A 26,052-nucleotide genomic window follows, 5' to 3' on the forward strand; every position below is an offset into this window, starting at 1 on the left:
CGGTGATCGCCCAATTGAACGCGGAACGCTGCCCGGATTTGGAGTTGGTGTGGGCCGACACGAAATACCACAACCATGCCCTGCATGACGCCATCGCCCAGATGTATCCGGACGGGTGGCGTCTGGAGATTGTCAGTCGTCCGGCCGGGGTGAAGGGTTTTGTGCTGTTGCCGAAACGGTGGGTGGTCGAGCGGACGTTTGCGTGGCTCGGCCGGGCGAGGCGGCTGAGCAAGGACTACGAACGGCGGGCCGATTCCAGCGAGTCAATGGTCCGGGTTCGAGGCATTCAACATCTGTTGAATCGGCTGCAGCCGAAACCCTCTCATCCTTTTAAATACGCGATAAAATAAGGGGTATCTTTCCGGACAGACTCTCAGGCCGCTTGAGGCTGAGGCTCCCGGGCGACCAGACACGGCAACGGGCCTCCGGCTTGGGCGGCGTTGAAGCAGTCGGCGAGGAAGTCCCAGACCTTTCGGCCCTGCTGACGGCAGGTCTCCACGACGCTCCAGATGTTGGCCAGGTATTTCGCCCCGGATTCGCTCTTCGGACCGTGGCTTTGCTTTCGCCAGATCACCCCGTGCCGGATCGCCCGCTCGGCCGCGTTGTTGGTCGGTTCCACCCCGTCGTTGAACGCGAACCGGAACAGAGACACCTCCCGCTCCGCCAACTGGCCGCACGTGCCGCTCGTCTTGGCGCAACCGCTGGCCGCCCCCCGTTCCAGCGTGGCGTTGAAACGGGTGCGGAAGTCGCCGTGGAAGGACATTTTCGAGGCGAAGGCGGACTTGGTCATTGTCCCGTCCCGCACCCGTTTCCACAGATCGAACAATTCGTCCGACAGTTTCAACAACTCCCGGCCGGCGGCCGAGCCGTCGTTGTCCCGGTCGATCATCGCCTGAAAATCCCGACGCAGATGAGCCCAACAATACTGGTGGTCGCCGGGCGGCACGCGGGAATACAGGCGGTGCCGGTCGCTGGTCAGCACGCGGACATATTTCTCGCCGATCAGTTTCAGCAGTTCCCCGCGGTTCCGTCCGGAGACGATCTGGAAGGCCGTGCCGACGGCCGTGACCATCACCCACAGCCATCGGCCCTTGCCCATCGACGTCTCGTCGATGTTGGACGCGCACCGGCGGGCGGCCGCCAGGATGCCGTCGGCGACGGGTTGCAACACCGCGCCCGCCCCGGCCTCGACGGCGCACACCTGCCCGGCCGACAGGGACACCCCGAACAGGTCGCCCATCAGGTTCGCCGCATTCTCTTTGCTCATCCGATATCGCCCGGTGAGCAACACCACGCCCGCCCGCAACCGGGGGCCGTCCTGTCCGGTCACGCCGGGCGGCCGCGGACCGCAAGTGGAGAAGCCGCAAGAGCAGACGAGCCGGTGGCGTTGATACTCCGTGACCTCGGGCCTCACCGGCGGCAGCTCGGTCACTTGAAACCGCAACGGGTTCGGATCGCTCCCGGCCAGTGGTTTCGAGCAGTTGCGGCAGGCGGCGGGGATACAGGGGATCACTCGCTGACATTCGGCGGTCGGGATCAGCGTCCGGGATTGTTTCGGATGCCCCGGCTGGCCGCCCGGCTTCTTTCCCGAGGCCGGCTTCGGGGGGGCCGGCTTGACCGCCGGCCTGTCGCTTGACGGCGGCTTCGAGGAATTGTGCGAGTTCTGGTTCAGCTTCTCTTCGAGGTCGGCGATCTTCGCCAACAGCAATTGGATGAAAGCGACCGCCTCCGGCGGCCACGCCGCCATCATCTCCGGAGTCAGTTTCGGCACGTCCATGCGCCATACGCTACCATAGGTTCACGGAAAACCAAACCTCGGGCCGTGAACACCTACCTTCAGGGGCATTCGTCATTGTTTCAGGGCACCCAAATTATTATCTCTTAATAAGTTGCTCAATTTCATCAAAAAACTCTCGCGAGATAGCAGAAAATCAAAATTGACAAAGTCGTTATTGGCTAAATATTTTGCTAGCTCCAAATGACGCAAATCCAATTGCTGCCCACATTTCTCAGAAAGAATTGCACTCCTGCCTAAAAGCATAATCAGACACACAGAAAACGATTCACAAACATTGACGATTGATTCATTAACATACTCAAATGAAGCCAGTGCGGACTGCTTTTCCATAATCTCTGAGAGATGTACATAATGGTCAATTTGAGATCTGAATCGCTCGGAATTTTGCCGCTGAATTCTTCGCAAAATCGAAGCGACCTTATCTGTCTGGTTGTTTTTTTCAAAGATAGTAGCAATTGACATTAAGGTCGCATGCCCTAAATAGCCTTCCATTTCTTTATGACTATTTGATGTCCAGAAATCAATAAGTTCTTTGACTGATTTTAGTCCAAAGCCGTTGGAAGTGATGCGTGAAAATTCCCTGTCAAATTCAAATCTGACCAGCATGTAATTATAGCAATCCTCGCAGCAGTCAATGGACCCATGCTGCTTTAAGGAAGGGGCTTGACAGAAATAGCAACTCATATCGATAACTCCAAAAAAAATAGCCGATGCGAAGCAATATAGTCGATATTAATAATATTGACTGTTTTGGCAATAAAATAATGCCTCAACAAACAAATGAATAGATGCAGCAAAAAGCATTCGCTATTATTAATTACTCTTGATCTTGTAAATTTATGAGTCACAAAAATAATTAAAGAAAATAAGTCAGAACCCAGATTCAATAAGGCAAGCTGCGCTTCTTATGTCCTTTCTGTGACTTTCATTGGTTTTCGGAAGTTATGTAGCCAGCCAATCGTCCGCTCGAATACCCATCGGAACACGCCCAGAACACTGCCATGAGGCGTGCGGCGTTTCACTAGTTTGGGTTCAATGCCCCGATGTCTCAAGGAATCTCGGAGAGCCTCGGCGTCATCCCCGGTCCCTGTGCAATTCGTCGGGTCGTCTGCCGGGGCCTTCGGTTTCCCCTCTGGGGCCAGAGAACTGGCACTATCGACGCAAACCAGACGTTACCGCCCATTCTTGGAACTGCCGCTAGCAAGTCATCCTGCAACCGCCTCCCATCTCGGCCGGCAAATCCTGCCAGTCAAAGTCGGGCTCAAGAGCCTGCAACTCAATGAAGAAAACTGCCTGAATTCAAGGATTTTGGCTCATTGAGTTACAGGCTCTAAAAAACAGAAGGATCACACCCACCACGGCCATACTCCGTCACGCAAGCATCTCACGTAGCCACTCGAACAGTCTCGAAACTGCCATCTTCCATCACGCCAAATAGGGTTGTTACCAATGCAATCTAGGTTAAGTTCAGAACATTTTTTCTCGGTTTCGGCGTCATCTGCAGTGATCTGCCTGGAAGTTCTTGTGTCGAGTCGAGGGTCATAAAATGGTTTAGGTTGCAATTTTGGCTGAGGTTTTATTTCAGGCATGACAACAGGTGTCAGCGGGACTTGCCTCTCGATGGCCGGCAAACGTTGAGGCAGATTTTTCAATGCGAGCTCAAGCCGCCTCGCTTTTTCTTCAGCATCCCTCATTGCTTGAATAGCCTCGGCCGCGTCGCCCATTATCACCAACACCACCGACAATTCATATCTGATTATGCCCCAAGGACCGCCTCGAGCCGATTTGCAGGCATCTTTAACGGTCAGATTTTTTGGCACATATTTATTTGTGGTGTCTAACAGGCCAATTCCATCAAGACCATTGAAGGGGTTATTGTTTATGTATCCGTATTTATTCACGTTCCCACCATCAAATCCAATTGGGTCAGGAGTGAGCCAGCGACCAAGACTTGGGCTCAATTCTCGAAACCTAAAACTATACACACCAGCATCTTCATTCCATCGGCCTCCTTGATGAAGATAACTCCACGAATATGCACTGTCACTCAGCGTCTCCCCGCTCCCATCCAATACATTAAATTCGCCAAATGCATCATACTGATATTGCTCAACGATCGTTCCATTTGTGTCCACCAACCCGGTCACGTTATGGTTCGCATCTTGCATTGCGTAAAAACGTTCGTCCAGCGTGCCATTGGTGTCGGTGTCCCGGTCGCGGGCAATCATGGCGTCCACATAGACCGGTGACCAAGCATAACTCATTGTCGTGGCGGCCCCAGCTCGCTCCTCCAACACCTGCCACTGATCCGAGTAATACAGATCGGTCGTCGTGCCGCCACGAATCTCTTCGACGCGGCGGCCAGCCCCGTCCCATTTGTAGTCCGCCAGCGTCGTGCCGCCGGAATTTTTCACCTGTGCCAGACGGTTCCAAGCATCATACTTGAATGTCTTCCCTGTCTCGTCAGTCGTCAAATTCCCATCGGAGTCGTAAGCCGGTGTTGTAGCCCCGCTAATCGCCGTGATTTCGTTTTGCCGGTTGTGTGTCCGCGTTTGGGCCACGCCATCGGTTGTCTGGTCGGCGAAATTGCCAATCGCGTCGTAGTCCCATTCCTGGCTTCGACTCACCGTTCCACTGATGCCGGTCTTGGTGCTGTTGAGCGTTCCCCTCTCGAAACCCAACAACTGATTCAGGCCATCATATGAGTATACCTCGGAATGATCGGAGGACACAAGGTTTTCCCGATACAACCGGTTGCCGTCGCGGTCGTGCCCGTAGCCGAACCGTTGCACGTCCGTTCCGCCCGGCGTCCGCCAGCGTTGATCGACCACGCGGCCAAAGCGGTCCAGCCCGGTGTATTGGTCGCCGGCGTCGCCGGTGCCCTCGCCGCTCAGTTTGACGTAGCTCAGGTCCACATCCGGCTCCGGATGACTGCGGATGACAATGCCATTTAGTCCCAGATACGCATATCCCTCAAGCGTTGTGTCATCATCGACAATCGCCGTCAGACGCGAAATGCTGTCATCCAGACCGGAGGCGTATTGTTGCTCCAGTTCGCGGCCGTTGGGGTAAGTCATCAGGGTCAGCCGGCTGTGGTTGGCGCCGTTTTCCATCTCGGAGTAGGCATACTGGACCTTCGGCGTCGTGTCGGTGTCCGCTTCGCCGTCGACCGCCTGATATTCCGCGACCAGCTGGCCGAGGCCGTTGTAGGCCCGTTCGATCTGGTTCGCCACGTTGCCGTCGGTGGCCGCGTCGTAAGTGGTCGTCTGGAACAGATTGCCCTGCGTGTCGTAATTCATCTCGACCCGAAGAACCGTGTCGTCCACGCCGCTTCCCAAGGTCGTCACGGCGTCCGCCACGGACCGCCCCAGCACGTCGTAAGTCCAGGTGTGGACACTGCCGTTCCGGTCCGTCGTGGTCAGCGTCTGGCCCAGGGCGTTGACGGACTTCAACTCCTGCTGCCCGGAACTCGGGTTCCCGGTTGTCGGATCGGGGTATTGCATGATGCGGACAATGTCGTTGGAGTTCAGGCCGCTGCCGGTCGCGGTGGTCACGCCGTAAATCCAGGCGGTTGTCTGATACTGGCCGCCGGTCAGCACGGCCGTCAGGGTGGTCATCCCGGCGGCGTTGTATGTGAACTGGGCTGTCTTGTTGCTGTCGGTCGTCGGAGTGCCGTCCGTGTAGTTTTCGATCTTGGCCAACACCCGTCCGGCCAGATCGTACAGGGTGCGCGTCACCAGACCGCGTGGATCGGCCACCTCGAACACCCGCCCGGCCGTGTCGTAACTGGAGTCCGTCACCAAAACGGTGTCGGCACGGCTGGGGACCGTCGAAGGCCGGACGTAGGCCGTGCCGCCGTTTGTCCCGACATCCGCCGAGGAAATCAGGCGGTCGGCGAGATCATAGTACGCCGTCTGGTAATAAACGCGGGCGTTCACTCCCGTCGTCGGCGTTCCCAACGCTCCCGTGCCGGTCGCATCGTGGAAACGCAGCCGTCGCAATGCGGCGAGGACGTTTCCGTTGCCGTCGTAAGCCGGCTCGGACTGTTCCAGCACGTGGTCGTCTTCGACCGTGTCCACGGCCGACCATGACGTTCCCCCGGCGCCGTCAGTCGCATAAGTCGCCGTCTCGCGGCCCGCCCCGTCATAGGCGGTCTTCCGGAACAACCCGCCGGGGGCCGCCGTGGCGATGATTTGCCCCCGGTTGTCGAACCAAGTGTTGGTGGTGAGGGCATCCGTCGAAACGCTCCCCGTCGCCGGATCGACACTGAACGTCTGGCTGCGATAGCTCTGGCCGCGGTCGTCGAAGAAACCCGCTGATTTCGCCCGCAGCAAATCGGAGGAGGGGGCCTGCGGCACGCCGTCCGTCACGGTGATCGTCACGCCGTCCCCGTCATAACGCCGCGATTCCACGGCCTGGCTCAGATTGTCGTAATCGACATAGGCAATCGGTCGGTGGACATCCGTTGACTCGGTGGATTGGACGCCGGACTTGGTCGCCACGGGCCGGTTTCGCCAGTCGTACCACATCTGCGTGACCCGATCATCCGCATCCAAGCCCGGATATTGGGTCGCCTTCGTGCGGTTTCCATCGCCGACGCCGCCGTTGTCATATTCGTAAGACGCCACTTGAACCATGTTCGCCGGGCTGGTGTTGTTCGTCGGCGACCATTCCCCCGACGACGGGGTGTCGTTTGTGCCCACCCATTCGCCGACCTCGCGGCCCATGAAGTCGAGCACGGTTCGGGAAATCGTCCCCAGCGGCCCCATCGTGCGAACCAGCCGGTCTCGAACGTCATAACCGTAACCGGTCCGGTCGAAGTTGACCCCCGCCGTGCCGATGGCCGGGTTGGTGGAATAGGCCAGGCCGGTCAGATCCACATAACGATCTTGGTAAATTAATTTCCCGGCGATGTCAAAGAGGGATCGGTTGAGAGATTGCACTTCCGAGATGGACTCCGTCCCGTCCGGCCATCCCGCCGACACGGCCGGGGCGGTCGACATGGTCAGCGTCTCGGCATATCCCTGGCCCCGGTCCTGCCGCGACAGTTGAGTCGGACCGGTGGGCGAGTTGGTCGAACTGTCCCAGCCGGGATACATCCGAGTCTCGTGGGTTTCGTCGTTGAACACGCCGTAGTCAATCCGGCCGTTGGGATAGGTGGTTCGGATGGTCCGGCCCACATTGTCAACCACATATTGCGTGATCAGGTTTAATCCGCCTCCCTCGGGAGTGCTCCAGCCGGACGGCAGGTCTGTGAACCCGCCCGTCTGGGCCGTGTCCACATCCGCGATCTGCTTCACGACGGCCCCGGTGCCGGTGTCGTATTCGCGATAGGTCAAAAAGCCCAGTTCATCCATCGACCAAGTGGCGCGCCCGTCGGTGTCGAAGCAATCGATGCGACTGGCCGCCAGCCCCGAGCCGTTCTGGTCCGTGGAAACCGCCGGCCAGGTGGTCGTCATCCGGCTCATCTGGGTCGTGCCGGAATAATACTCGTATTCATAAGTGGTGTCGATCGCCCCCGATCCGTCGTCGTTGCGATAGACGGTCTGCTTCGATATCTCATAGACCGTCTGATCCCCCGAGGTGTGCCCGGCGTATTCGTAAGCCAGTTGCGGAACCGCGTCCCCCTCGCTTCCTTGTTGAATCGTCCGCGTGTGGGTGTAGCCGGGGGCGCCGCCAACGTCTTCGGAGGAATAATAAGTCGTGTTCTCAATCAACCCGGCGTCGCTGTGAAGTTCAATCGCCAGATCCGTCTCCGAGTCGTCATAACCAATCACGGCCGAGGGCATGGCGTGCATGACTTGACGCAAGTCCTCGTCGTACTGGTAGGCTTCGATCCAATGATCGTCCCCCGTGCCCGGATATTCGTCCCGGATCAGAAACTGGCCGACATCGTTGGTGTAAGCGGTGACAGTGCTGCCATCGGGACGGGTTTCGACCGTTCGCATGGCCCAGATATTCGGTTCGCCGGTGTCCGATCCCGCCGTGAAAGTTAGCGTGGTGGTTTCGTCGCCCCCGTCGACCGTCTCCAAAACCGCCCGACGGTCGCCGTCATACTCGAAGTAATTGTCCGCATAGCCCGCGAGCACGGCGTTCGACGCCGTCAGCGGGTCCAGGCCATCGCCGACCATCCGGTCGTAAGCCGCCGGGTTCAGCACATACTTCAGCCCGTGGACAAAACCCGCCGTCTCGCCGCTGACGTAATAGCGGTACAACATCGTGTCAATGTCGGCCCAGCCCGTTGGCACCGAGGTCTGGATTCTCGCCCGTCGCAGATCCCCCTCGCTGCCGAAATCGACGCCCGCGCCGTAATAGTCATACGCGACCCGGCGCACGTCCTCCCAGCCCCCGCCCCCGAGCTTGCGGCGAAGCGTGACGCTGTCGATCTGGCCGTCGGCCGTGTACTCGTAGACAAATGACTCGGCCAGCGGAACACCGTTTGCCGAACCCGTGCGCCGCATTTCGTCGACATAACCGAACTCGTTGTAATTCTCGGCCGAGGTGACCAGCCCGCCGGGGGCGATCTGCCGGGAGAAGACGCCCGGGGGATACGCCGTCTGGGAGAAGTCGTGGAACTCAAGCCGGTCCCCGGCGGGCAGCGACAACACGAACAAATTGTTGTCCGTGTCGTGTGAGAGCGTCGCATGGGCGCCATACAAGGGAACGTAATCGTCGCCATCCAAATCGAAGTAAATGGTTCCCTCGGTCCCGCGCACGACCGTGATGCTCCCCGCGTCCCCCGCCAGCAAATAAGACCAGCGGAAAATCAGCCAGTTCACCCCCTGCGGCGATCCGCCGTCCCCGGTGAGCTGGTTCGAGTAGCTGCGCGAATGCTGCCATTCCGATCCGAACCCGTCCGATTCGAGATCGGCCGCGTCCAGTTTGATCTGCCCGTTGCGATACTGCACAGGGCTTTTGGTGGCTGGAATGGTGCAGGTTCCGGTTTTGTTTGTGTCCGGCTTCTTGCAGCATGAGCAGCCACAACCACAACTCGGACCCGTTTGGGTGCATGCGGGCGTCAATGGCGGTGTCTGGCCTTGGGGGGTCGGGGCGGGGTCGGGGATGAGAAACTGCGCCCAACTGACATTAATCGTGGTCATGAAGAAATTCCTTGAGATTATGTGATCAGACAACTGGCTCTTGGTTGATCCAAGAATGATTCGTCACTGTTCGTCGGCCTCGCATGGTTCGGGCACATCTGGAATTTGACATCCCGGCATCGCCCGGCTTGATTCATCCCGCCGGAAAGACCAATCCCTCCCGCCCCCTGGCCACCTCGATGTAAAGGTGCGGGGAGCGGGAGTCGAAAAACGCCGCCGGGGACAACGCCGGGGAAATATTCTCCCCGACAGGGTCGCCACACCGGCATTCCAGCACGGTCCCTATCCGGCTGGCCATCCAGTAAAGCTGGGCCGGCGTGTACTCGCGGACATGGTGCGGATTCGCGGCCTGGGAGACGTGATAATTCGGCGTGGTGAGAATCACACTGTGAGACGCCACCCGCAAGGCGTTCGCCAGCCAGGCCCAATCCTCCTCAATGTGCTCGATCACATCGAAGGCGGTCACCAGCGTGAAGGCATCCGATCCGATCTCGTGAATCGGAGTGTGAATGTCCACGGCCGCCATTTCAACCGACGGGTCCTGCAGCACAACCTCATTGGCCCCGCCGTTGGCCAGCCGGGCCCGGGACAATCCTAGACCGGCTCCCATGTCAAGGATCCGGTGTCCCGTCTTCGTTCGCCCCACGAACGACTGCCAGCCGCCTTGGGAGTCCTCACGCCCGGCCGAGCCGCCAACCCATGCCAGATCAACGAATTGCGGCTTCCTTTTCGGGGGAATCATGAAATCTCGCCCATTATTGGCTTCCGTGCGGTGTGAAGCGACCCCTCATGGAGCCGATGACGGGGAAGCGGTGTGACAATTCGCTGTGTTTCGATTTGCGTAGCCCCGGAGCAACCGCAATCACTTGGTTCTTCTTCGACGCAACCCGCAAATGAAAGTAGTGGCTATGTTTGGTCAGTCGAGGTGGCATCAGAGATGAGAAACCGGCCCCAAGAAATGTTGGTCGTGGTCACGAGCGAATTCCTGTTTTTGTGTTCTGGCTGAAAGAGTCAATTCCGCAAAATAGCAATCGCTGGTCACTGTTCATCGACCGGGGTATAGTCGGCACATTTCGAGCCGCAGTCGCGACACGGTTTCACCACTCCGTGGTCGCCATGGCCATGCGGACAGAGTCGCAAATTTACGCCGACCGACCGGCCCAAGTCGGCGCACAAGGTAAGAGGTTTGCTGGAAACCGTTCCCGCGAACACGGGAGCGTATCTCGGATCTTTCGCCACGATGCTGGTTTTCTGCGAGTCTGTCATGGCGGGGTCTCCGTGATGGTGGCATATCCATTCACACCACATGTCCCGCCTCCCACTGGTATTGGGAATTCATGAAAAAACGGCTCGCATGATTGGGGTGGCCCACCGCCTCCGCTTGTAAGGTTGCCTGAAAAATTCAGGAGAAAAACTGAATCAATGCATTCATACCTCACGCCGCTGACACCACCACAACCGGAAGCAGTACCCGACCATCTTGAGCCATCGAACGTCAATTCCACCGTGCCGAGTGGCGCAATATCCTCGCTAAACGTGACGAACAAGATCATAGGGATCGGGTTTGGACAACACCCGACGATGACACCCGACGATGAGGAGCTTCTTGAGGAAGAGGAATTTCCGGAAACTGATGAGCCTGAGTTAGAATAGGACACAGTTCCATTCGACATGGAACTGTTGGAGGATGAGCCCGACGGGCCGGCTGAACTGGCACTGCCGGCAGACGAACCTGCAGATGCTGATCCACCAGACGTCGAGCCACCGGAGACAGATCCGCCCGACGTGGACCCGTTGGAGACCGATCCGCGAGAGGTCGATCCTGATGATGACGAGGAAGAATCGTCCTGGACGGCCGACACCCGGAGATAAAGGCAGGCGTAATCGGAGATTCGCTTCGTCTCGTCCGTCGTGAGGGTCAGTGAGTAATCAGCGTAAACATCGGTCGGATCCACCCGCCGGGCAGCGATCACCACGGTCGGCTTGCCTTCCTTGGACTCCACCAAAGACATCCAGACGTGTTCCGACCCGGTTCCGACCTTTTGCATCCGCACCGTCAACACTTGGTCGCCGGCTTGCGGAGCCATCAATCCCTTGAAGTGAACCTTGAAGGCGTCCCCCTCCGGCCTGCCCTCGCTGCTGACGAATGTGTCGTCATGGGGATGGGTGTCGTTGATTTTGGAATACACCGGCGGCGTCCGCCAGCCTCCGGTGTAAACATCCAAATCGGGCTGTGATATTTGAGACATGGCGACTCCGTGGCCGTCAACGCTTCTCGGACGAATGAATCTGACGACAATCATCACATCATGTCTTTGATTGCCAAAAACATGATTTGGGTGATGAAAACTGTCGGATATTGTGTTTGAAGGAAGACGACCGATTGTTGATGAATGGTCCGAGGATATGGGGAGAATAATTTTGATTTTGACGACCCGCTAGGCAGCTTCGCAATTTTTCCATGATTTCAAATGGCTGGTAAAAATCACTTGGATCTTGCGAACCCAGGAGAGCAAGCGGCTGTCATCGCCTCCCCGGACATGCCTCATTTTTCCTTGAATTGCGAGTTACCTCGTGCGGACAAGGCCGGTTGATCACTTCTCCCAATCTTGCCTGCGGTTGTGCATAGTCATTTACATGTTGGTCGAGGCGGATTTCCTCCGGTCCGCATGACAAATCTCAACAAACCGGCCAACCTGACTTGCTTATATTCGGGCCGATGATTACTCCATTGATAATCTTCGATAGCTCATGATATTTTGAGTCACCAATCCGGGCATTCACCTCTCACAAACCCAAATCAATCACCATCCAACCGCAGAATTTTGCGGCGATGATCATTGATGGATTATTTGTTTGCGAGAACAGCTTGGCCGCATGACACACATGGTTCATGTTTCATGGCGGAGACCGCCAAACGGAAACGTTGCCATCCTGTGACGCACAGAATTGGCTGTCTGACCCCACATGCAGCATTGACGAATCGCACCCCATCGAGACGACGACATGGAATCCTTCGGACAACTGTTCACCCGCCACGGCGGCGACCGGGACACCGATCATTGCTACGGGCGGATTTATGACCGCCTGTTTCCGGCCGGGCGGCGTCCGCTGGTCAAAGACGTTTTGGACATCGGCCAGCCGGCCGGCTGGCGGGCCCTGGCCGGAGCGTTTCCCCAAGCCCTGATCGAAGGATGGAACGCGAATCCCGTGAGTATTGGGGAAGACCGTATCATCACCCGCGTCGTTGACGCCACTTCTCCCCCGGCGTCAGACCAGACCTATGACCTGATTGTCGACGACGGTTCCCACGTTCTCGCGGACCAGGCGGCGACCCTGCGTTGTCTCTGGGACCGTTTGAAGCCCGACGGGGTGTATGTCATCGAGGACATCCAACCGCACACGAACGCCTCCGAGATCATTCGCCGGGCCGGCATTTCCGAAGACCCGGACTGCCATCACTTGGAACTGGACCTGCGCCATGTCCGGGGCCATTTCGACGACCGGCTGCTTTTGCTGGCCCGCGTCCCGGTCGCCGAACGGCTCGGCCCGATCCGCGTGCTCTTCGCCAGCCACGAACTGACGCTTAGTGGCGCCCCTATCCTGCTGGCCACCCTCATCGAACGTTTGGGCGGGATCGCGCCGACGGTTTATTCCCCGTCCGATGGCCCGCTCAAAAACCGGCTACTCAGGGCGGGGATTCCGGTGACGCATGACCTCGATCTTCGGAACACCGACGTGATCGTGGCCAACACCATCGTTTCCTGCCCGGCCGTCGAGGCCGCCATCCGGGCAGGGATTCCGCTGGTCTGGATGATCCACGAGAGCGACCCGTCCCTGTTTCCCCAGCACGGCTGGGCGGCGGGGTTGCTCCCCCATGCCTTTCGGACGGTGTTCCCCTGCCATTCATCGGCGGCATCCTACGCCCCGTATTGCCAGGCGTCCTCCGAGGTGATCTCCCTCCGGGTTCCCCCGCCCCCGTGCCCGGACCGGGCATCGGAACGAGTCCGCGCCCGAAGCAGGCTGGGAATCGGAGAGGAGTTTGTCATTCTGACGGTCGGCAGCATCGAACCCCGCAAGGGGCAGTCGGACCTCGTTCGCATCGCCGCCGACCTGCCCGCCAAAATCTTCGTCGTCGGCCGGGTCCTGGATCACGGGGAGGTCGCCGGGGCGCCCGGCAATGTGGTCATTGTCTCCGAGACTGACTCGCCGGGGGATTATTACGCGGCTGCCGACCTCTACGTCTGCTGCTCGCGGATAGAGGCGTTCCCCCTGACGGTCATGGAGGCGGCGAGCCACGGTTTGCCCGTCGTGGCCACCCCGGTCTACGGCGTCCGCGACCAGGTTCACGAGGATCATCACGGCGTCTATTACCCGCCGGGGGACACGGAGGAACTCAAGAAGAAAATCCGGCGGATCATCGCGGACCCGGCCTGGCGGGCGTCGGTCAGCCGGCCGATGGATCATCTGCCCGATTATGCCGAGTCCTTGCGGCGATTGGGGGCGATCATCGCCGAAGCGGCCGGGCACGGCCTGCCCCCCAGGCCGGTCACCGGCCGGCCGCGCGTGGTCTGGCATGTGGCGGGCATGGGCAACTGGCGGGAGGGCGTGACCGAGCAATTGCGGTCCCTGAAACGATCCGGTTTGACTTCCGTGACGGCCACCCATGTCGGCGAGGCCCCCCGCTGGCTGCTCGACGAGGCCGCCCGGCACGGGATCGACCTGCTGTTATGCCAGCACGAGGACGACTTGGGGCATCACGAGACGCTGGCGATGCGGCTGGTCGAACGGATCGCCGCGATGACCGACGACCCGATTCTTTACTTCCACACCAAGGGGGTGTCGGAGCCGGGGAGCCTCAACAAAGCGATGTGGCGGCGGCTGATGCAGCGGCAGGTCGTGGAACGCTGGCGCGAGAACATCGCGGCCCTGGCCGGTCACGACGTGGTCGGCGTGAACTGGTGGAACGGGGACGAGAATCATTTCTCCGGCAACTTCTGGATGGCGCGGGCCGGATGGATTCGCGGGCTGCCGGACTTTGCCAGGTATCACGCCCAGAACTCCTGGGGGCGGTATGCCTGCGAACGCTGGATCGGCTCGGTCCCCGGCGCGCGGGCCTTGTCGCTGGTCTGCCATGACCGGAAGTTCTGGGTCGACGGCGTGCCGCAGGGCTGAGGCGACAATTTTATCATCTGGAATTCACGCGGGAGGGATTGGGATGCGTCCGCCGGTTGTCGTCTATCACGCCGCCGCCATGGGGGACTGGCAAGAGGTCGTTTCGGAACAACTGGCCCTGCTCGCCGAGAGCGGCCTGTCCGACGTCCGGCTCTCCCATGTCGGGACTGGCCTGGACTGGATCATGGAAGAGGCCGGCCAGTTCGGCCTCCGGCCCCGCTTGATCCGCTCCGATCCGAACACCGACCATTATGAAACCTTTGCCCTCGTGGAGATCGAGCGGCTGGCCAAATCGGGTGAGCTTCGTTCCCCGGTCCTGTACTTCCACACCAAGGGAGTGTCCGCGCCTGGCCACGAACCGAAACGAAAATGGCGGCGGCTGATGCAGGAGCATGTCATCCGACGGTGGCGGCCAAACATGGACAGCCTGCGCGACCATGACGCGGCCGGGGTGAACTGGTGGGGGCATGGCGACCGGCATTTTTCGGGGAACTTCTGGATGGCGACCCCCGAATGGCTCCGGAAGCTGCCTGACTACGTGGCCTACCACCATTCCCGCAACCTCACCCGTTACTCGTGCGAGATGTGGATCGGCTCGGCGCCGGGCTGCCGGGCGAAGTCGCTCGCCTGTTCCGACCAACCCTTCTGGCACGACGATTATGACTTCGACCGCTGGCTCGACCAGGCCGCCTTGGCGCGGCTCGCCGACGGGATCACGGAACTCCCTTCCTCCGTGGCGTTGCGATGCCGGGATTGTCTGGCGGCCGAACCCCGGCAGGCATCGGCACCGTCCGCGCGGACGTTTGGCACGTTGTGGGAGATGGCCGCGAAAGACCGTCTCCCCAAAATCTTGGAACTGGGGAGCGGCGCCTCGTCGGTCTTGTTTCGCAGCCTGCCCCACTCGCCGTCGGTGTGGACGACGGATGACAACCGGGACCGGCTGGCGAACACTTTTCTGCGACTGGCCTCGCTTCGCCTGCCGACCGACCGGATGTTTCCGCTCGACGCCGTTCGGAAGGAAGCCCCTTCGGACTTCGACCTGGTGTTCGTTGACCCGCCGGAATCTGGCCCGGCCGCCTCGTTAGAATGGGCCGCCGCGCGGGTCCGGCCCGGCGGCCGCCTGGCGGTCAATCATTTCCACCGGCCGTCGGTTCGTGACTTGGCGGCCAATATCCTGGCGGGCTGGACGGTGACGGTGGTTCCGGACGTCTCCGATGTCCACGGCCGCCGGCTCGCCCTGTGCGAACGGCAAGGATGACAGACTTCAACATGCGAGCTTCAAGACCATTTTTGATGTTCACCATTGGGAAAAATTCGGGGATGAGAGATGAGAGACACATTTGACCGGGTGGTCGTCGTCAGCCTGAAACGGCGGGCCGACCGCCTGACGGCCTTCCGGGCGGGCCTGTCCGGGGGACGCTGGCCTTTTCGAGAGCCGACCGTTTTCGAGGCTGTTGACGGGGGAATCCTCCCGGCTCCGACAGGCTGGGCGGCGGGCGGCGGGGCGTGGGGTTGCATGCAAAGCCACCGCCAGATTCTGGAGCGGGCCATCATGGACGGGGTCGGCTCGCTGCTGGTGCTGGAGGATGACGCCTGCGTCCGCGACAGTTTCCCGGACGATGTGGCCAGGTTCCTCGCCGCCGTCCCCGACGACTGGGACCAGTTGATGCTGGGGGGCCAGCACATCGCCCCGGCGACATCCGTGAGTCCGGGGGTGGTCAAATGCGTCAACTGCCAGCGGACCCACGCCTACGCCATCCGGGGCCGCTTCCTCCGGGATCTGTACCAGTTGTGGAGCGGCTCCTCGGGGCACTGCGACCACATCATGGGGCCGGCCCAAACCCGTTACAAAGTCTATGCCCCCCAGCCGTTTCTGGTGGGACAGGCGCGGGGACATTCGGACATCAGCGGCGCCCGCAACCCGACTAAGTTCTGGACGCCGCCGCCGGATGACTGGCCGATCACGCTGGTCCGGGGGCCGCGAAATGTTGTCACCGCCCTTCGCGGCCACGGTCTGCACACGGGCTACGATCGCGATCCGGAGACTGACATCGACCGGGGGTTGGTCCGGGCGTTCGCCACGCCCGATCCGGTTCCGTTGCTGTCGGAATGGGTGGAGATGATCCTTTGGGAGGCGGCCGGGGAGGACGGCCTGGTCGGGGCCGTCTGGCATCCGCAGGCCACGGCCGCCCTGGTGCAAGCCGCCACCCGGCGGAGGGTGGTCGAGGTCAGCGCGGACTCGGTCGCCGCCGGTCTGCGGCTGATTCCGGGGCTGACCCGGAAACCCTCCCCGTCCCGCGATCATGTTGTGCTGTTGCGGGCGCCACGGGATGTTGTCGCCGAGTTGCGCGACCAGGGCTGGCACACGGGACACTGGCGCGACCCGGTGACCGACTATGACAACGGACTCCGCAAGGTGCCCGCCGAACCGGACCCCAGGGAGGCGTTGAGAAAGTGGATCACCCTGATCGGCATGGAGACCGAATCAATGCCGCAGGGGGTGCCGGTGATCTGGCATCCGGACATCACCCCGGCGATGGCAGCGGCGGCGACCGAACGGCGGGGGGGGGAGATCCACGCCGAACGGGCCGATGATGCACTTGAACAGTGGAGAATGGCCACGGTTTCGAGCCTGATTGCCGGGTGACTCGACTTGTTTCGCATCGCCACGGAGCTGGCAGAATGGCCCGTTGTCCGGCGGAGTGATCGCGAACAACACCTCCTCCGGTTTGGCGACTCGAATCACAGCCGTCGTTTTATCGAACGGCGGCAGATCTACATGATTCGCGGCCGGAATGGCTTTTGGGGCGGCTTGCCATTCCTCACATTTCTGGACGATGTATCCCGATCCGCTCGCAGGTCAGACGAAACGCCCGGCTGTTTTTCGTCTGGCCCATTTCACACGGACAACGGCCCGGTTGGGCGGGTGATGTGGAACATCAGGCAGAGAGTGGAAGGTTGCGATGGCAATTCGACAAACCCGCACGATTGGTAAAAACGGCTGGCTTTTTCGGACAAGACATCCTCCCAACATGGCCACTGTTCCCGCCATATCGGCCACTTGCAACGCCTGCCGCACGACACTTGGAGCATATGTCCGATTCCTTGATTTTGATGCCGACGGTCAACGGTCAGTCGAACCAGCACAAGTAGCGTGACGGCCTCGAGCTAACAGGATTTGAACCTGTGACCTCTTGGTCCCGAACAAATCGTATGATGGCTTTCATCGAAAAGAGTGTTTCCGTCACTTTTGCAGACGCAAAGGGGATGAAACTACTCTTCTCGATGAAGGTCGAAAGCACCGATTTAGCAAAGCGGATGCGGAGAGGACGCGGGACAGATCACCTCTCAGCAACCTGTTCTTGAGACGCGACTTGCGGCGACGGACTTGGCAGACGATCCAGGTGTCCACTCAAGGTGTAGCAGTAGGTGTAGCACTTCACGCCGCGCCCGCGAGCCGGTCTATCGCTCAACGAACTGACTTCCCTCCATGTCCGCTGCCTCACCGCGCAGCAGCCTCGGTCGAGAGTTCTACTTCGCCCCTTCATCGCGGCCACGTCCTGCCGCGGCAGAACTCCGAATAGCCGCCGGTACTCGCGGCTGAACTGGCTCGGGCTCTCGTAACCGACACGGAAACTCGCCTCTGCCGCGTCGAGCCCTTCACTCAGCATCGCTCGCCGGGCCTCTGGAGCCGGAGCCGCTTCTGGTACTGGAGCGGGCTCAGTCTGGTCACGCCCTTGAAGTGGAGGTGGAACGCGGACGTGCTCATCCGCACGTGCTTCGCGAGCGACTCGACCCGCAGCGGTTCGGCGTAGTGTTCCTTGAGCCACTTGATCGCCCGTGCCACTCGCTGGGCGGGCGCGCCGGCCGCCGCGATCTGCCTGAGCCTGGGTCCTTCGGGACCAGTGAGCACGTGGTAGGTGATCTCGCGGACGACGAGCGGTGCAAGTGCTGCGATGTCGTCCGATGTGTCCAGTAACTCGACGAGCCGGGTGACGGCACCAAGGAGTGGCGACTCAACCGGGGTCACGGCGAGGCCGCGCTCGGCGGGTCCGGATGGGTGCTCGGCGAGGCCGTCCACCAGCAGGTCCGCGACAACGCCTGGGTCCATGGAGACGCGCAGGACCAAACAAGGCCGCGTCACGGACGCTTCGATCACGCGTGCGGACACAGGAGATCCACCGACACCACGAGCGAGCGGGCCGGGTCGTAGCGGTAGACCTCGCCCGCGAGGTGAATCTCCTTTGCGCCCTGCGCGATGACGCATAGGGACGGCTCGTAGACCACGGCCGAAATCTCCGAGAGTTTTGACGATCGGGCGAGGCGTAACCCGGGCACGGCCGTATCGTAAGCGCCGCGATACATCCGGGATGGGTCCCTATTTCGGGAGAACGCGCCGGCGAAGGTCGGCCTTTGACGTGCACCCCCGCCTTGATATGGTCGCACTCAGCCGCAATTCGATGCTATTGCGTCATCGTGCGGGTCATAGCAGATGCGCTAGTCGGTTCGCACCTCTTTTAACCCGAAATACGCGAAACTACGTTAATCCGATTTGCATCGTCGCCGCCATTCGGGTCTACTTGTCAGTGTGAAAGGCACCCGATTCGGAGGTTAAACTCGTCGCGATGACCCCGAACACTGCCAGCCCAGGCGGTTCGCCGATCGTTTCCCTTCGACTCAGGAAGGAAGACGGCACCGCGTACTTTCGCCAACCAGAAATTACCGCGGCCCTGCTGACACTCTCAGCCCTGCCCGACAACGACCTGGTCGAACGAGCGCGAATCAACGACTCGGAGCACTCGGATTACGTCCCGTCGGAATGTGTCCTGTACTTCGTGCGTCACCCTCCGAGTAACAACACAAGCACACATTGCGAGCTGTTCGAGATCCTCCGACAGCGCGTGCTCGCTGCGGTCCCCGTGGCCACGCGAAAGCTCACTGGCTCGGGAAAGCCGGCGGAAAGCGCCGTCGACCTCGACATCCGCGAGGCTGTGCTGCACAAGTTTCAGGTTCTTCTGTGCAAGGACCGCAAGGCGTACGAAGACCGCCTGGACTTTTACGAGTGCCGATTCAACGCCGCACTCGCGAGCCTTCGGGCCACCGCGCGGCGGGACGTGCGCCGCGAGGCCGCCCGGTTCGAACCGCTCGAATTGGAAGCCGAACCGGCAGAGCCGTCGCCGGAGGTTGAGAAAGCGCTTCTGAAGCTGCGTGCTCCGGCGCCCCCGGAGGGTTGCGATTTTCTTTACCGGTCGAAGCTCCTTCGTGCGATTAGTCTCCTGCCGGTGAAGGAACAGCGGGTTATCGAACTGATCCTTCAGGGGTACCAGATAGACTCGCAAGACGATGGGGAGCCGACCATAGCCAAAATGCTTGACTGCGTGGAGAAAACGGTACGCAACCGGCGTGACAGCGCATACCTGAAGCTGCACGACGCGCTGAAGGATGAGCAGGAGAACGCATGAGCAGCCATATCGACCGAGAGGCTATCCTTTATGCGTTTGCCGTCGAGCCCGCGCACGATCGGGAAACGCTGGACCGCTACCTCAGCAAGTACCCCGACTTAAAAGAGGACCTCATCGACCTGTCGGCCGAACTCAGGCTGAACGAGACGATCGAGAAGCAGCCTCCCACAGCCTTGCCGGACCCGGGCGCGAAAACTGCCTGGGAGGAGTTTGTCGCCTGTGGGCCGGGGAACGCTACGAGTGCCGAGAGCGTTGACTTGTTTGCGCGCTATCAGGGGATGGCGTTCGCCGCTCTGGCGAAAGCGCTCAACGTGCCGCGCTCGATCCTGACGGCCCTCCGAGACGGATTGGTCCTTCCTTCGTCGATCCCGAGCGGCTTCGTGCGCAGATTCTCGGAAGCGGCCTCGGTGTCGCTCGACTCAGCCCGCGCAAACTTGTCGAGGCAGTGTGAGGTGCCGACTGCCCTCTCGTTCAAATCCGACACGAAGCCGGCCCACCAGGGGCAGACGACGTTCCGCGATCTCGTTCAGCGGACGCCCATGACGGACGAACAGCGCAGCCTCCTCCTACACGAGTGCGACGAAGATGAATGCCCTTGAGGTCAGCCGCCAGCGGGCCGAACAACTCCACGCCGCCGCGGTAAAAGCGGGCGGCGATCCCAATAAGCCCTACGAATTCGCCTGCGCCGAAGCCGGCCGTCGCCTGCTCGATGTCGAGCGCCTGCCCAAGGGAGACGGGCGGCTCCACGGCGGGCGCGCGGTTTACGACCCGGGCGCGCTGCTGATCCTCCACGAGGACAGTGGCGATCCGTTCATCGACGCCTTTCTGGTCGCGCACGAGATCGGGCACGTCGAACTGGGCGGCAAGGACGAACCGTCCACTACCACTTCGATAGACCCTTCTCGGCCGCCCGAGGCTTCTCCCGTCGGTGCCGACCGCGTCGTGGACTACAGCCGTCGGCAGCGTCGGGAAGTCCAGATGGACCTCTTCGCGCGTGAGTTCCTGCTGCCGCGCTCGTGGCTTCGCGTCCTCCACCTGAGCGGCGGGGCGTCGGCCGCGGCTATTGCGACTCGGCTCGGCGCGTCTCACGCCGTCGTCTCGCAGCAACTTATTGATGCGCTGCTCCTCCCCGCGGTCGAGCCGAAACCGGATGTCTCGGACAAGCCCCTGCTACCGGACCAGGCGACGGCCGCCACACACGACGGCTCGCCCTATCTGCTGGAGGCGGGGCCGGGCACCGGGAAAACGCAGACGCTCGTCGGGAGGGTCGAGCACCTGCTCAACCGGGGCGCCGACGCCGAGAAGATCCTCATCCTCACCTTCTCGAACAAGGCGGCCGCCGAACTCGCCGAGCGGATCGGCGTGAAGCACCCTGCCGCCGCGGCCAAGATCTGGTCCGGCACCTTCCACAGCTTCGGCCTCGACGTCATCCGCCGGTTCCACGACCTACTCGACCTCCCCCCGGACCCGCGGCTCATCGACCGCTCCGACGCGATCGAGATGCTCGAGCACGAGTACCCCAACCTCAAGCTCGAGCACTTCAAAAACCTCTGGGACCCGGCCGACATCCTGGGGAACATTCTGGCGGCGATCTCGCGCGCGAAGGACGAGGTGGCCGACGAGACCGCTTACCGCACGTGCGCTGAGACGATGCTGAGGTCGGCTACCGGCCCCGAGGAGAAGAAGGCGGCCGAGCGATGCATGGAGGTGGCGACGGTTTACGAGGTCTACGAGCGACTCAACCGCGGCTTGCGCTGCATCGACCTTGGCGACCTCGTCTCGATACCCGTGCGGCTGTGCGAGAAGTACCCGCACGTTCGGGCGCGCCTAGCGGCGTGCTACGAACACGTCCTGGTCGACGAGTATCAGGATGTGAACCGCAGCAGTGTGCGGTTGCTTCAGGCCATCGCCGGTGACGGCAAAAACCTGTGGGTGGTCGGTGACGTCAAGCAGTCCATCTACCGCTTCCGCGGGGCGTCGGCGTACAACATGGCCCGCTTCGATCGCGAGGATTTCCCAGGCGGCCAGCGGGGCCGCCTAAAGACGAACTACCGCAGTCACCAAGAGGTGGTTGATGCCTTCCTGACCTTCGCCGCGGACATTCCCAGCGTCGTCGGCGCCGACATCTCCCTCACCGTCCATCGAGGTGCATCGGGCCTTCAGCCCGAATACCAGTCGGTCGAGACCGACGAACAGGAGATAGCTGCGGTCGCCGAAGCGATCAAGCGGATGCGCGCCCAGAACAACTCGTACCGCGACCAAGCCGTGTTGAGTGCCGGGAACGACCGGTTGGGGCGCTTCGCCGAGGGGCTGGAGCGGCTCGGGATTCCGGTGCTTTACCTCGGCAGCCTTTTTGAACGAGACGAGATCAAGAATCTGCTGAGCCTGTTGTCGCTACTCGCCGATGGCCGCGCGATGGGGCTCGTTCGAGTAGCGGCCATGGACGAGTACCACGTTCCCCTCGCCGACGTGGCGCGCGTCATCGCACACCTTAGAGATTCCGACTCTGCCCCACTGGAATGGACCTCAATCGTCGCCACCTTGGACGGTGTGTCTTCAGAGGGACGCGCCGGCCTTCTCCGTATCGCGGCGCTTCTCGACGGATTCGGGCAACTCGAGCAGCCCTGGAACGTGTTGACGTCCGTGCTCTTCGATCGATCGCGGATGGCAGCGGACATAGCCGCCGCTTCGGACGTCCGAAGTCGGGCGAAGGGCGTCGCCATCTGGCAGTTCATGAACTTCCTGCGCGTCCAGCCGCAAGGTGCCGGGCTCCCGGTCACCCGGCTGCTCAACCGGATCCGACGGCTCGTGCGGAACGCTGACGAGCGCGACCTACGGCAACTCCCCGCCAGCGCGCAAGGGATCGACGCCGTGCGCCTCATGACGATGCACGGCAGCAAGGGGCTGGAATTCCCGGTGGTCCACATTCCCGGGTTGACCAAGGCGAGCATCCCGCGGTCGCCGAAGAGCGTGCTCACGCGGGACATCATTGCGCCCGACGGCCTCATCGAGGGGGCCGGCGGTAAGAGCCTCGCCGCGATGCACGCGGCGATCGCCGAGGAGCAGGAGTGCCTATTCTTCGTGGCGGTGTCGAGGGCGCGCGACCGTCTGCTGCTCTACTCTCCGACGAAAACGGCGAACGGGAGCAACCGCGCCCGCTCACCTTTCATCGACCGACTCGGCGCAAATGTTGTCAAGCGCCACTCGATTCCCGTTAGCACTTTACCGCCCGACCCCGTTAACACGCCGGTGGCTCTCAGCATCGACGGCGATTTCCGAGTGACCGACCATCAGCTAGGGCTTTACCAACGCTGCCCTCGCCGATTCCTTTACACGCACGTTCTTGGAGTCGGCGGTCGCCGGACTGAGACCGCGTTCATGCTCCTGCACGTCGCGGTTCAAAAGGTTGTCGAGGCTGTAGTCGCCCGCGTGGGACCGGCACTCCCCCACGCGGAGCTCGAAGCCGTTCTCGACAGCCTCTGGGACAAGCACGGTCCGGCCGAGCACGGATACGCCGACGAGTACAAGCGAATCGCTTCTGAGTTACTTCAGTCCTTCGCGGATGCCGCTGCCGGGCAGCAGACTCACACCGTTCCCCGCCTTCTTCTCGGGGTCGCCGGTGGCGAGATCGTCATCGTTCCGGACCAAGTGGTGATCGACGCCAGCGGGAAGACCACCATGAGGCGGGTCAAGACCGGCCACAACGTCGACGAGGACGAGAACCGCCTCGCGGCCGCAGCGTTTCACCTGGCCGCCAACGCCCACACGCCCGGCTGCGAGGTGGAGTTTGTGCACTTGGGGGACGCGGCCGTCTCGCCCGTGGAGATGTCTTCGAAAGTCCTCGGCAACCGTTGCAACTCAATCGACGAGATGGTGAGCGATGTGCGGGCCGGTCGGTTTTCTCTGAACGAGACCGTCACCTGCCCGCGGTGCCCGGCCTTCTTCATCTGCGGCCCAGTTCCCGTCGGGCCGCTGGCGAAAAAATTCTCCGCCTGAATTTACCGGTCACGCTAAGATCGTGCGATTAACCCTTCAGACCTGGGCGATGGAGCCCGGTGCATGACGGAGGACTAATTGCATGGGTAACGCACTTCAATCCAACACCAAAGGGCCAGAAGCCACCGGCCGGCCGGAGCGGTCGGCGGCCAACGACTCCTTTCGGCTCGCGGTGAGCAACGAGACGCTCAACTTCCGGCCGCTCACCATCGCTGACCCGGTGCCGCTCGGGCGGCAGATCCTAGCGGTCGCCGGGTACGGGCCGCCGGACGACTTCAGCCTGTTCGCCATCCTGCCCGCCGGCGACTTCGAGGACGTGCGGCTCGACGAGACCTTCGACCTGCGCGGCAAGGGTGTCGAGCGGTTCGTCGCGTTCAAGTCGGACCGCGTCTTCCGGCTCACGCTGGACGGCCACGCGATCAACTGGGGCGTTCAGAACATGCCCGGCGCTGTGCTGTACTCGCTCGCGAACGTGGGCGCCGGTCAGGCCGTCTTCTTCGACGCCCGCGGGGGCCAGGACCGGCTCATCGAACCCGGGGACGTCGTCGATCTAGCCGCCCCCGGCGTCGAGCACTTCGTCACCGGGCCGCGGCCGGTCCCCACGTTCGAGATCTTCGTCAACGGGCGGCCGCGAACGGTCACTGGGAACACGGTGACGTTCGAACAGATCGTCCAGCTCGCGTTCCCCGGCGAGCACGACCCGAACGTCGAGTTCTCGATGAGCTACAGCCACGCCGCCGCGACGCCACCAGTCGGCGAGCTCGGCCGCGGCGGATCCGTCCAAATCAAAAACGGGACCCGATTCAATGTCACACGAACTGTTCAGTCGTAACCCCGATCTGAAGCGCCTCCGGGACGAAGGCTACTTCGTCGAAGTCCGTGGAGCGCTGCTCCTCATGCGAGAGGTGCCGTACGTGGACGCAAGCAAGCACGTCTGCCGCGGCACCATCGTCTCGGGCCTCACGATGGCCGGCAACGTCACGCAAAAACCGGACTCGCACCAGGTGTGGTTCGACGGCGAGTTCCCCTGCAACGCCGACGGCACGGCGCTGAAGGGCATCGGCAACGCCAGCGGCAGCTACGACTTGGGAAGTGGGGTGATCGCCAAGCACCACTTCTCGAGCAAGCCGCGGCCGGAGGGGTACACGGACCACTACGAGAAGATGGTCACCTACGCCGGAGTGATTGCCGGACCGGCGGCCGTGCTAGGGCCCGGCGCGAACCCGCGGTTCTTCCGCACCCCGGAAGAGCAAGACGATGGCGTCTTCAACTACCTGGACACCGCGTCCGCCCGCGTGGGGATCGGCGCGCTGAGCGACAAGCTCGCCAAGGAGACTGTGTCCATCGTCGGCCTCGGCGGCTCCGGGTCGTACGTCTTGGACATGGTCGCCAAGACGCCCGTGAAAGAGATCCGCCTGTTCGACAACGACAAGTTTCTCTCCCACAACGCGTTTCGAGCCCCCGGTGCTGCGTCCATCGAAGAGCTGCGGGAAGTGCACGCAAAGGTCGAGTACTTTCGCCGCGCCTACTCGCGCATGCACCGCCGGATCGTCGCGCACCGGACGTTCATCCGAGCCGACAACGTGCAGTTGCTCGACGGGACCACGTTCGCGTTCTTGTGCATGGACGCCGGCGAGGACAAGCGGGCCGTCGTCCGCCGCCTAGAAGAGATCGGCGCTGGGTTTGTGGACGTGGGAATGGGCCTCGACCTAGACGACGCCGGAACGCTCGGCGGCATGTTGCGTGTGACGGCCAGCACGCCCGAGAAACGCGACCACGTCCACAGCGGGCGAGTTCCGTTTGCAGGCGGCGGGGCGGACGATGTCTACGCGTCCAACATCCAGGTGGCCGAGTTGAATGCGCTCACCGCAGCGCTCGCCGTCCTGAAGTGGAAAAAGGATCGCGGATTTTACCGCGACGCCGAGCGGGAGCACCACTCGACGTACACGACCGAAAGCAACCTGCTCATCAACGGTGACCGCCCATGATGCGCTGCCAGAGGCTCGAACACCGCTTCGTGCAGTACGTGCCCGAGACGCTCGAGGTCGGGGTGCTTTACATCTCGCTCGAGTTCTGCACCGCCTCCCACTTGTGTTGCTGCGGCTGTGGCGAGGAGGTAGTGACGCCGCTCAGCCTGGTCGCGTGGTGGATGACGTTCGACGGTGAAAGCGTGTCGTTGTGGCCCTCGATTGGCAACTGGACCCTCAAATGCCGGTCGCACTACGTCATCGACCACGGGAACGTGCTCACCGCGCCGCCGTGGAACGAGGCTCAGGTCGAAGCCGAGCGGCGCCGGGACAGTGCCGCGAGGACGCGCCACTACGGAACGCCGGAGACCGGACCGCCCACGCCGCACTCGCCACCCGCCCAGCAAGTGCCCGCTGCGCCCCCGCCCGCGGCGACAAAGCGCGGCTGGTGGGCACGGCTCTGGAAGCGGCTATTTGGGTCGTGATACTCGTGGCTACAGCGCGGCGTCGGGTGCGCCGAACGCCGCGCACTGTAGCCTCCCGGCCGTTCGCCT

At 61.6% G+C, this 26,052-nt stretch carries 18 protein-coding genes and 1 pseudogene; 11 read left to right on the forward strand and 8 right to left on the reverse strand.

Translation table 11 applies throughout. The features are described from left to right. Positions 1–350 (forward strand): transposase (locus BGIM_RS60815; protein WP_020475836.1); only part of this gene is annotated, 350 nt, incomplete at its 5' end. Positions 351–373: 23 nt separating this feature from the next. Here the strand turns inward: BGIM_RS60815 and tnpC are convergent. The 5 genes from tnpC to BGIM_RS60820 all read right to left on the reverse strand — a co-directional run bounded on the left by tnpC (position 374) and on the right by BGIM_RS60820 (position 10,164). Next, positions 374–1,777: an IS66 family transposase gene (gene tnpC, locus BGIM_RS0143380; protein WP_020475837.1), complete on the reverse strand. Its 1,404-nt coding sequence runs from the start codon at positions 1,775–1,777 to the stop codon at positions 374–376. Between the two features lie 72 nt (positions 1,778–1,849). Continuing rightward, positions 1,850–2,482 (reverse strand): hypothetical protein, encoded by a 633-nt coding sequence (locus BGIM_RS0143385; RefSeq protein WP_020475838.1) that lies wholly within the window; start codon positions 2,480–2,482, stop codon positions 1,850–1,852. 662 nt (positions 2,483–3,144) lie between these two features. Beyond that, the gene (locus tag BGIM_RS55645) at positions 3,145–8,898 is read right to left on the reverse strand and encodes an RHS repeat domain-containing protein (protein WP_020475839.1); all 5,754 of its coding nucleotides are present in this window, start codon (positions 8,896–8,898) and stop codon (positions 3,145–3,147) included. A 133-nt stretch (positions 8,899–9,031) separates the two neighbouring features. Beyond that, the gene (locus tag BGIM_RS0143395) at positions 9,032–9,640 is read right to left on the reverse strand and encodes a class I SAM-dependent methyltransferase (protein WP_020475840.1); all 609 of its coding nucleotides are present in this window, start codon (positions 9,638–9,640) and stop codon (positions 9,032–9,034) included. Between the two features lie 296 nt (positions 9,641–9,936). Continuing rightward, on the reverse strand, positions 9,937–10,164 hold the full coding sequence (locus tag BGIM_RS60820; RefSeq protein ID WP_020475841.1) for a hypothetical protein: 228 nt from the start codon (positions 10,162–10,164) through the stop codon (positions 9,937–9,939). A 156-nt stretch (positions 10,165–10,320) separates the two neighbouring features. On the opposite strand from BGIM_RS60820, the gene BGIM_RS64175 reads away from it, so the two are divergent. The 4 genes from BGIM_RS64175 (at position 10,321) to BGIM_RS0143435 (ending at position 16,720) form a co-directional block, all read left to right on the forward strand. Then, complete coding sequence (locus tag BGIM_RS64175) at positions 10,321–10,551, forward strand: hypothetical protein (protein WP_020475842.1); 231 nt, start codon at positions 10,321–10,323, stop codon at positions 10,549–10,551. A 1,353-nt stretch (positions 10,552–11,904) separates the two neighbouring features. After that, complete coding sequence (locus BGIM_RS0143425) at positions 11,905–14,073, forward strand: glycosyltransferase (protein ID WP_020475846.1); 2,169 nt, start codon at positions 11,905–11,907, stop codon at positions 14,071–14,073. 43 nt (positions 14,074–14,116) lie between these two features. After that, the gene (locus BGIM_RS0143430; protein ID WP_020475847.1) at positions 14,117–15,331 is read left to right on the forward strand and encodes a class I SAM-dependent methyltransferase; all 1,215 of its coding nucleotides are present in this window, start codon (positions 14,117–14,119) and stop codon (positions 15,329–15,331) included. 69 nt (positions 15,332–15,400) lie between these two features. Further along, positions 15,401–16,720: a glycosyltransferase family 25 protein gene (locus BGIM_RS0143435; RefSeq protein WP_020475848.1), complete on the forward strand. Its 1,320-nt coding sequence runs from the start codon at positions 15,401–15,403 to the stop codon at positions 16,718–16,720. 251 nt (positions 16,721–16,971) lie between these two features. Here the strand turns inward: BGIM_RS0143435 and BGIM_RS68525 are convergent, their stop codons facing one another. The 3 genes and pseudogenes from BGIM_RS68525 to BGIM_RS66760 form a co-directional block, all read right to left on the reverse strand. Beyond that, on the reverse strand, positions 16,972–17,220 hold the full coding sequence (locus tag BGIM_RS68525; RefSeq protein WP_072022318.1) for a GNAT family N-acetyltransferase: 249 nt from the start codon (positions 17,218–17,220) through the stop codon (positions 16,972–16,974). Between the two features lie 194 nt (positions 17,221–17,414). After that, the gene (locus BGIM_RS68530; RefSeq protein WP_072022319.1) at positions 17,415–17,744 is read right to left on the reverse strand and encodes an AraC family transcriptional regulator; all 330 of its coding nucleotides are present in this window, start codon (positions 17,742–17,744) and stop codon (positions 17,415–17,417) included. After that, a pseudogene (locus BGIM_RS66760) lies at positions 17,738–18,438 on the reverse strand (AraC family transcriptional regulator N-terminal domain-containing protein). The gene BGIM_RS68530 and the pseudogene BGIM_RS66760 overlap by 7 nt, the downstream one beginning before the upstream one ends. Positions 18,439–18,698: 260 nt before the next feature. Here BGIM_RS66760 and BGIM_RS55660 point away from each other — a divergent pair. From BGIM_RS55660 to BGIM_RS0143475, 6 genes are all read left to right on the forward strand, one after another. Continuing rightward, positions 18,699–19,535 (forward strand): RNA polymerase sigma factor, encoded by an 837-nt coding sequence (locus BGIM_RS55660; RefSeq protein WP_020475851.1) that lies wholly within the window; start codon positions 18,699–18,701, stop codon positions 19,533–19,535. Beyond that, the gene (locus BGIM_RS0143455) at positions 19,532–20,134 is read left to right on the forward strand and encodes a hypothetical protein (protein WP_020475852.1); all 603 of its coding nucleotides are present in this window, start codon (positions 19,532–19,534) and stop codon (positions 20,132–20,134) included. Before BGIM_RS55660 ends, BGIM_RS0143455 begins: the two co-directional genes overlap by 4 nt. After that, positions 20,121–23,531, forward strand: a complete 3,411-nt coding sequence (locus BGIM_RS0143460; protein WP_020475853.1) for an ATP-dependent helicase — start codon at positions 20,121–20,123, stop codon at positions 23,529–23,531. The genes BGIM_RS0143455 and BGIM_RS0143460 overlap by 14 nt, the downstream gene beginning before the upstream one ends. 82 nt (positions 23,532–23,613) lie before the next feature. Further along, entirely contained in the window at positions 23,614–24,363 is a 750-nt protein-coding gene (locus BGIM_RS0143465; protein WP_020475854.1) for a multiubiquitin domain-containing protein, read from the forward strand. Beyond that, on the forward strand, positions 24,338–25,519 hold the full coding sequence (locus BGIM_RS0143470) for a ThiF family adenylyltransferase (protein ID WP_020475855.1): 1,182 nt from the start codon (positions 24,338–24,340) through the stop codon (positions 25,517–25,519). Before BGIM_RS0143465 ends, BGIM_RS0143470 begins: the two co-directional genes overlap by 26 nt. Further along, positions 25,516–25,983 carry a DUF6527 family protein gene (locus BGIM_RS0143475; protein WP_020475856.1) on the forward strand — a complete coding sequence of 156 codons (468 nt, stop codon included), beginning with the start codon at positions 25,516–25,518 and terminating at the stop codon, positions 25,981–25,983. Before BGIM_RS0143470 ends, BGIM_RS0143475 begins: the two co-directional genes overlap by 4 nt. Positions 25,984–26,052: the final 69 nt, after the last annotated feature.

Source organism: Zavarzinella formosa DSM 19928, assembly GCF_000255705.1.
Lineage (GTDB): Bacteria > Planctomycetota > Planctomycetia > Gemmatales > Gemmataceae > Zavarzinella > Zavarzinella formosa.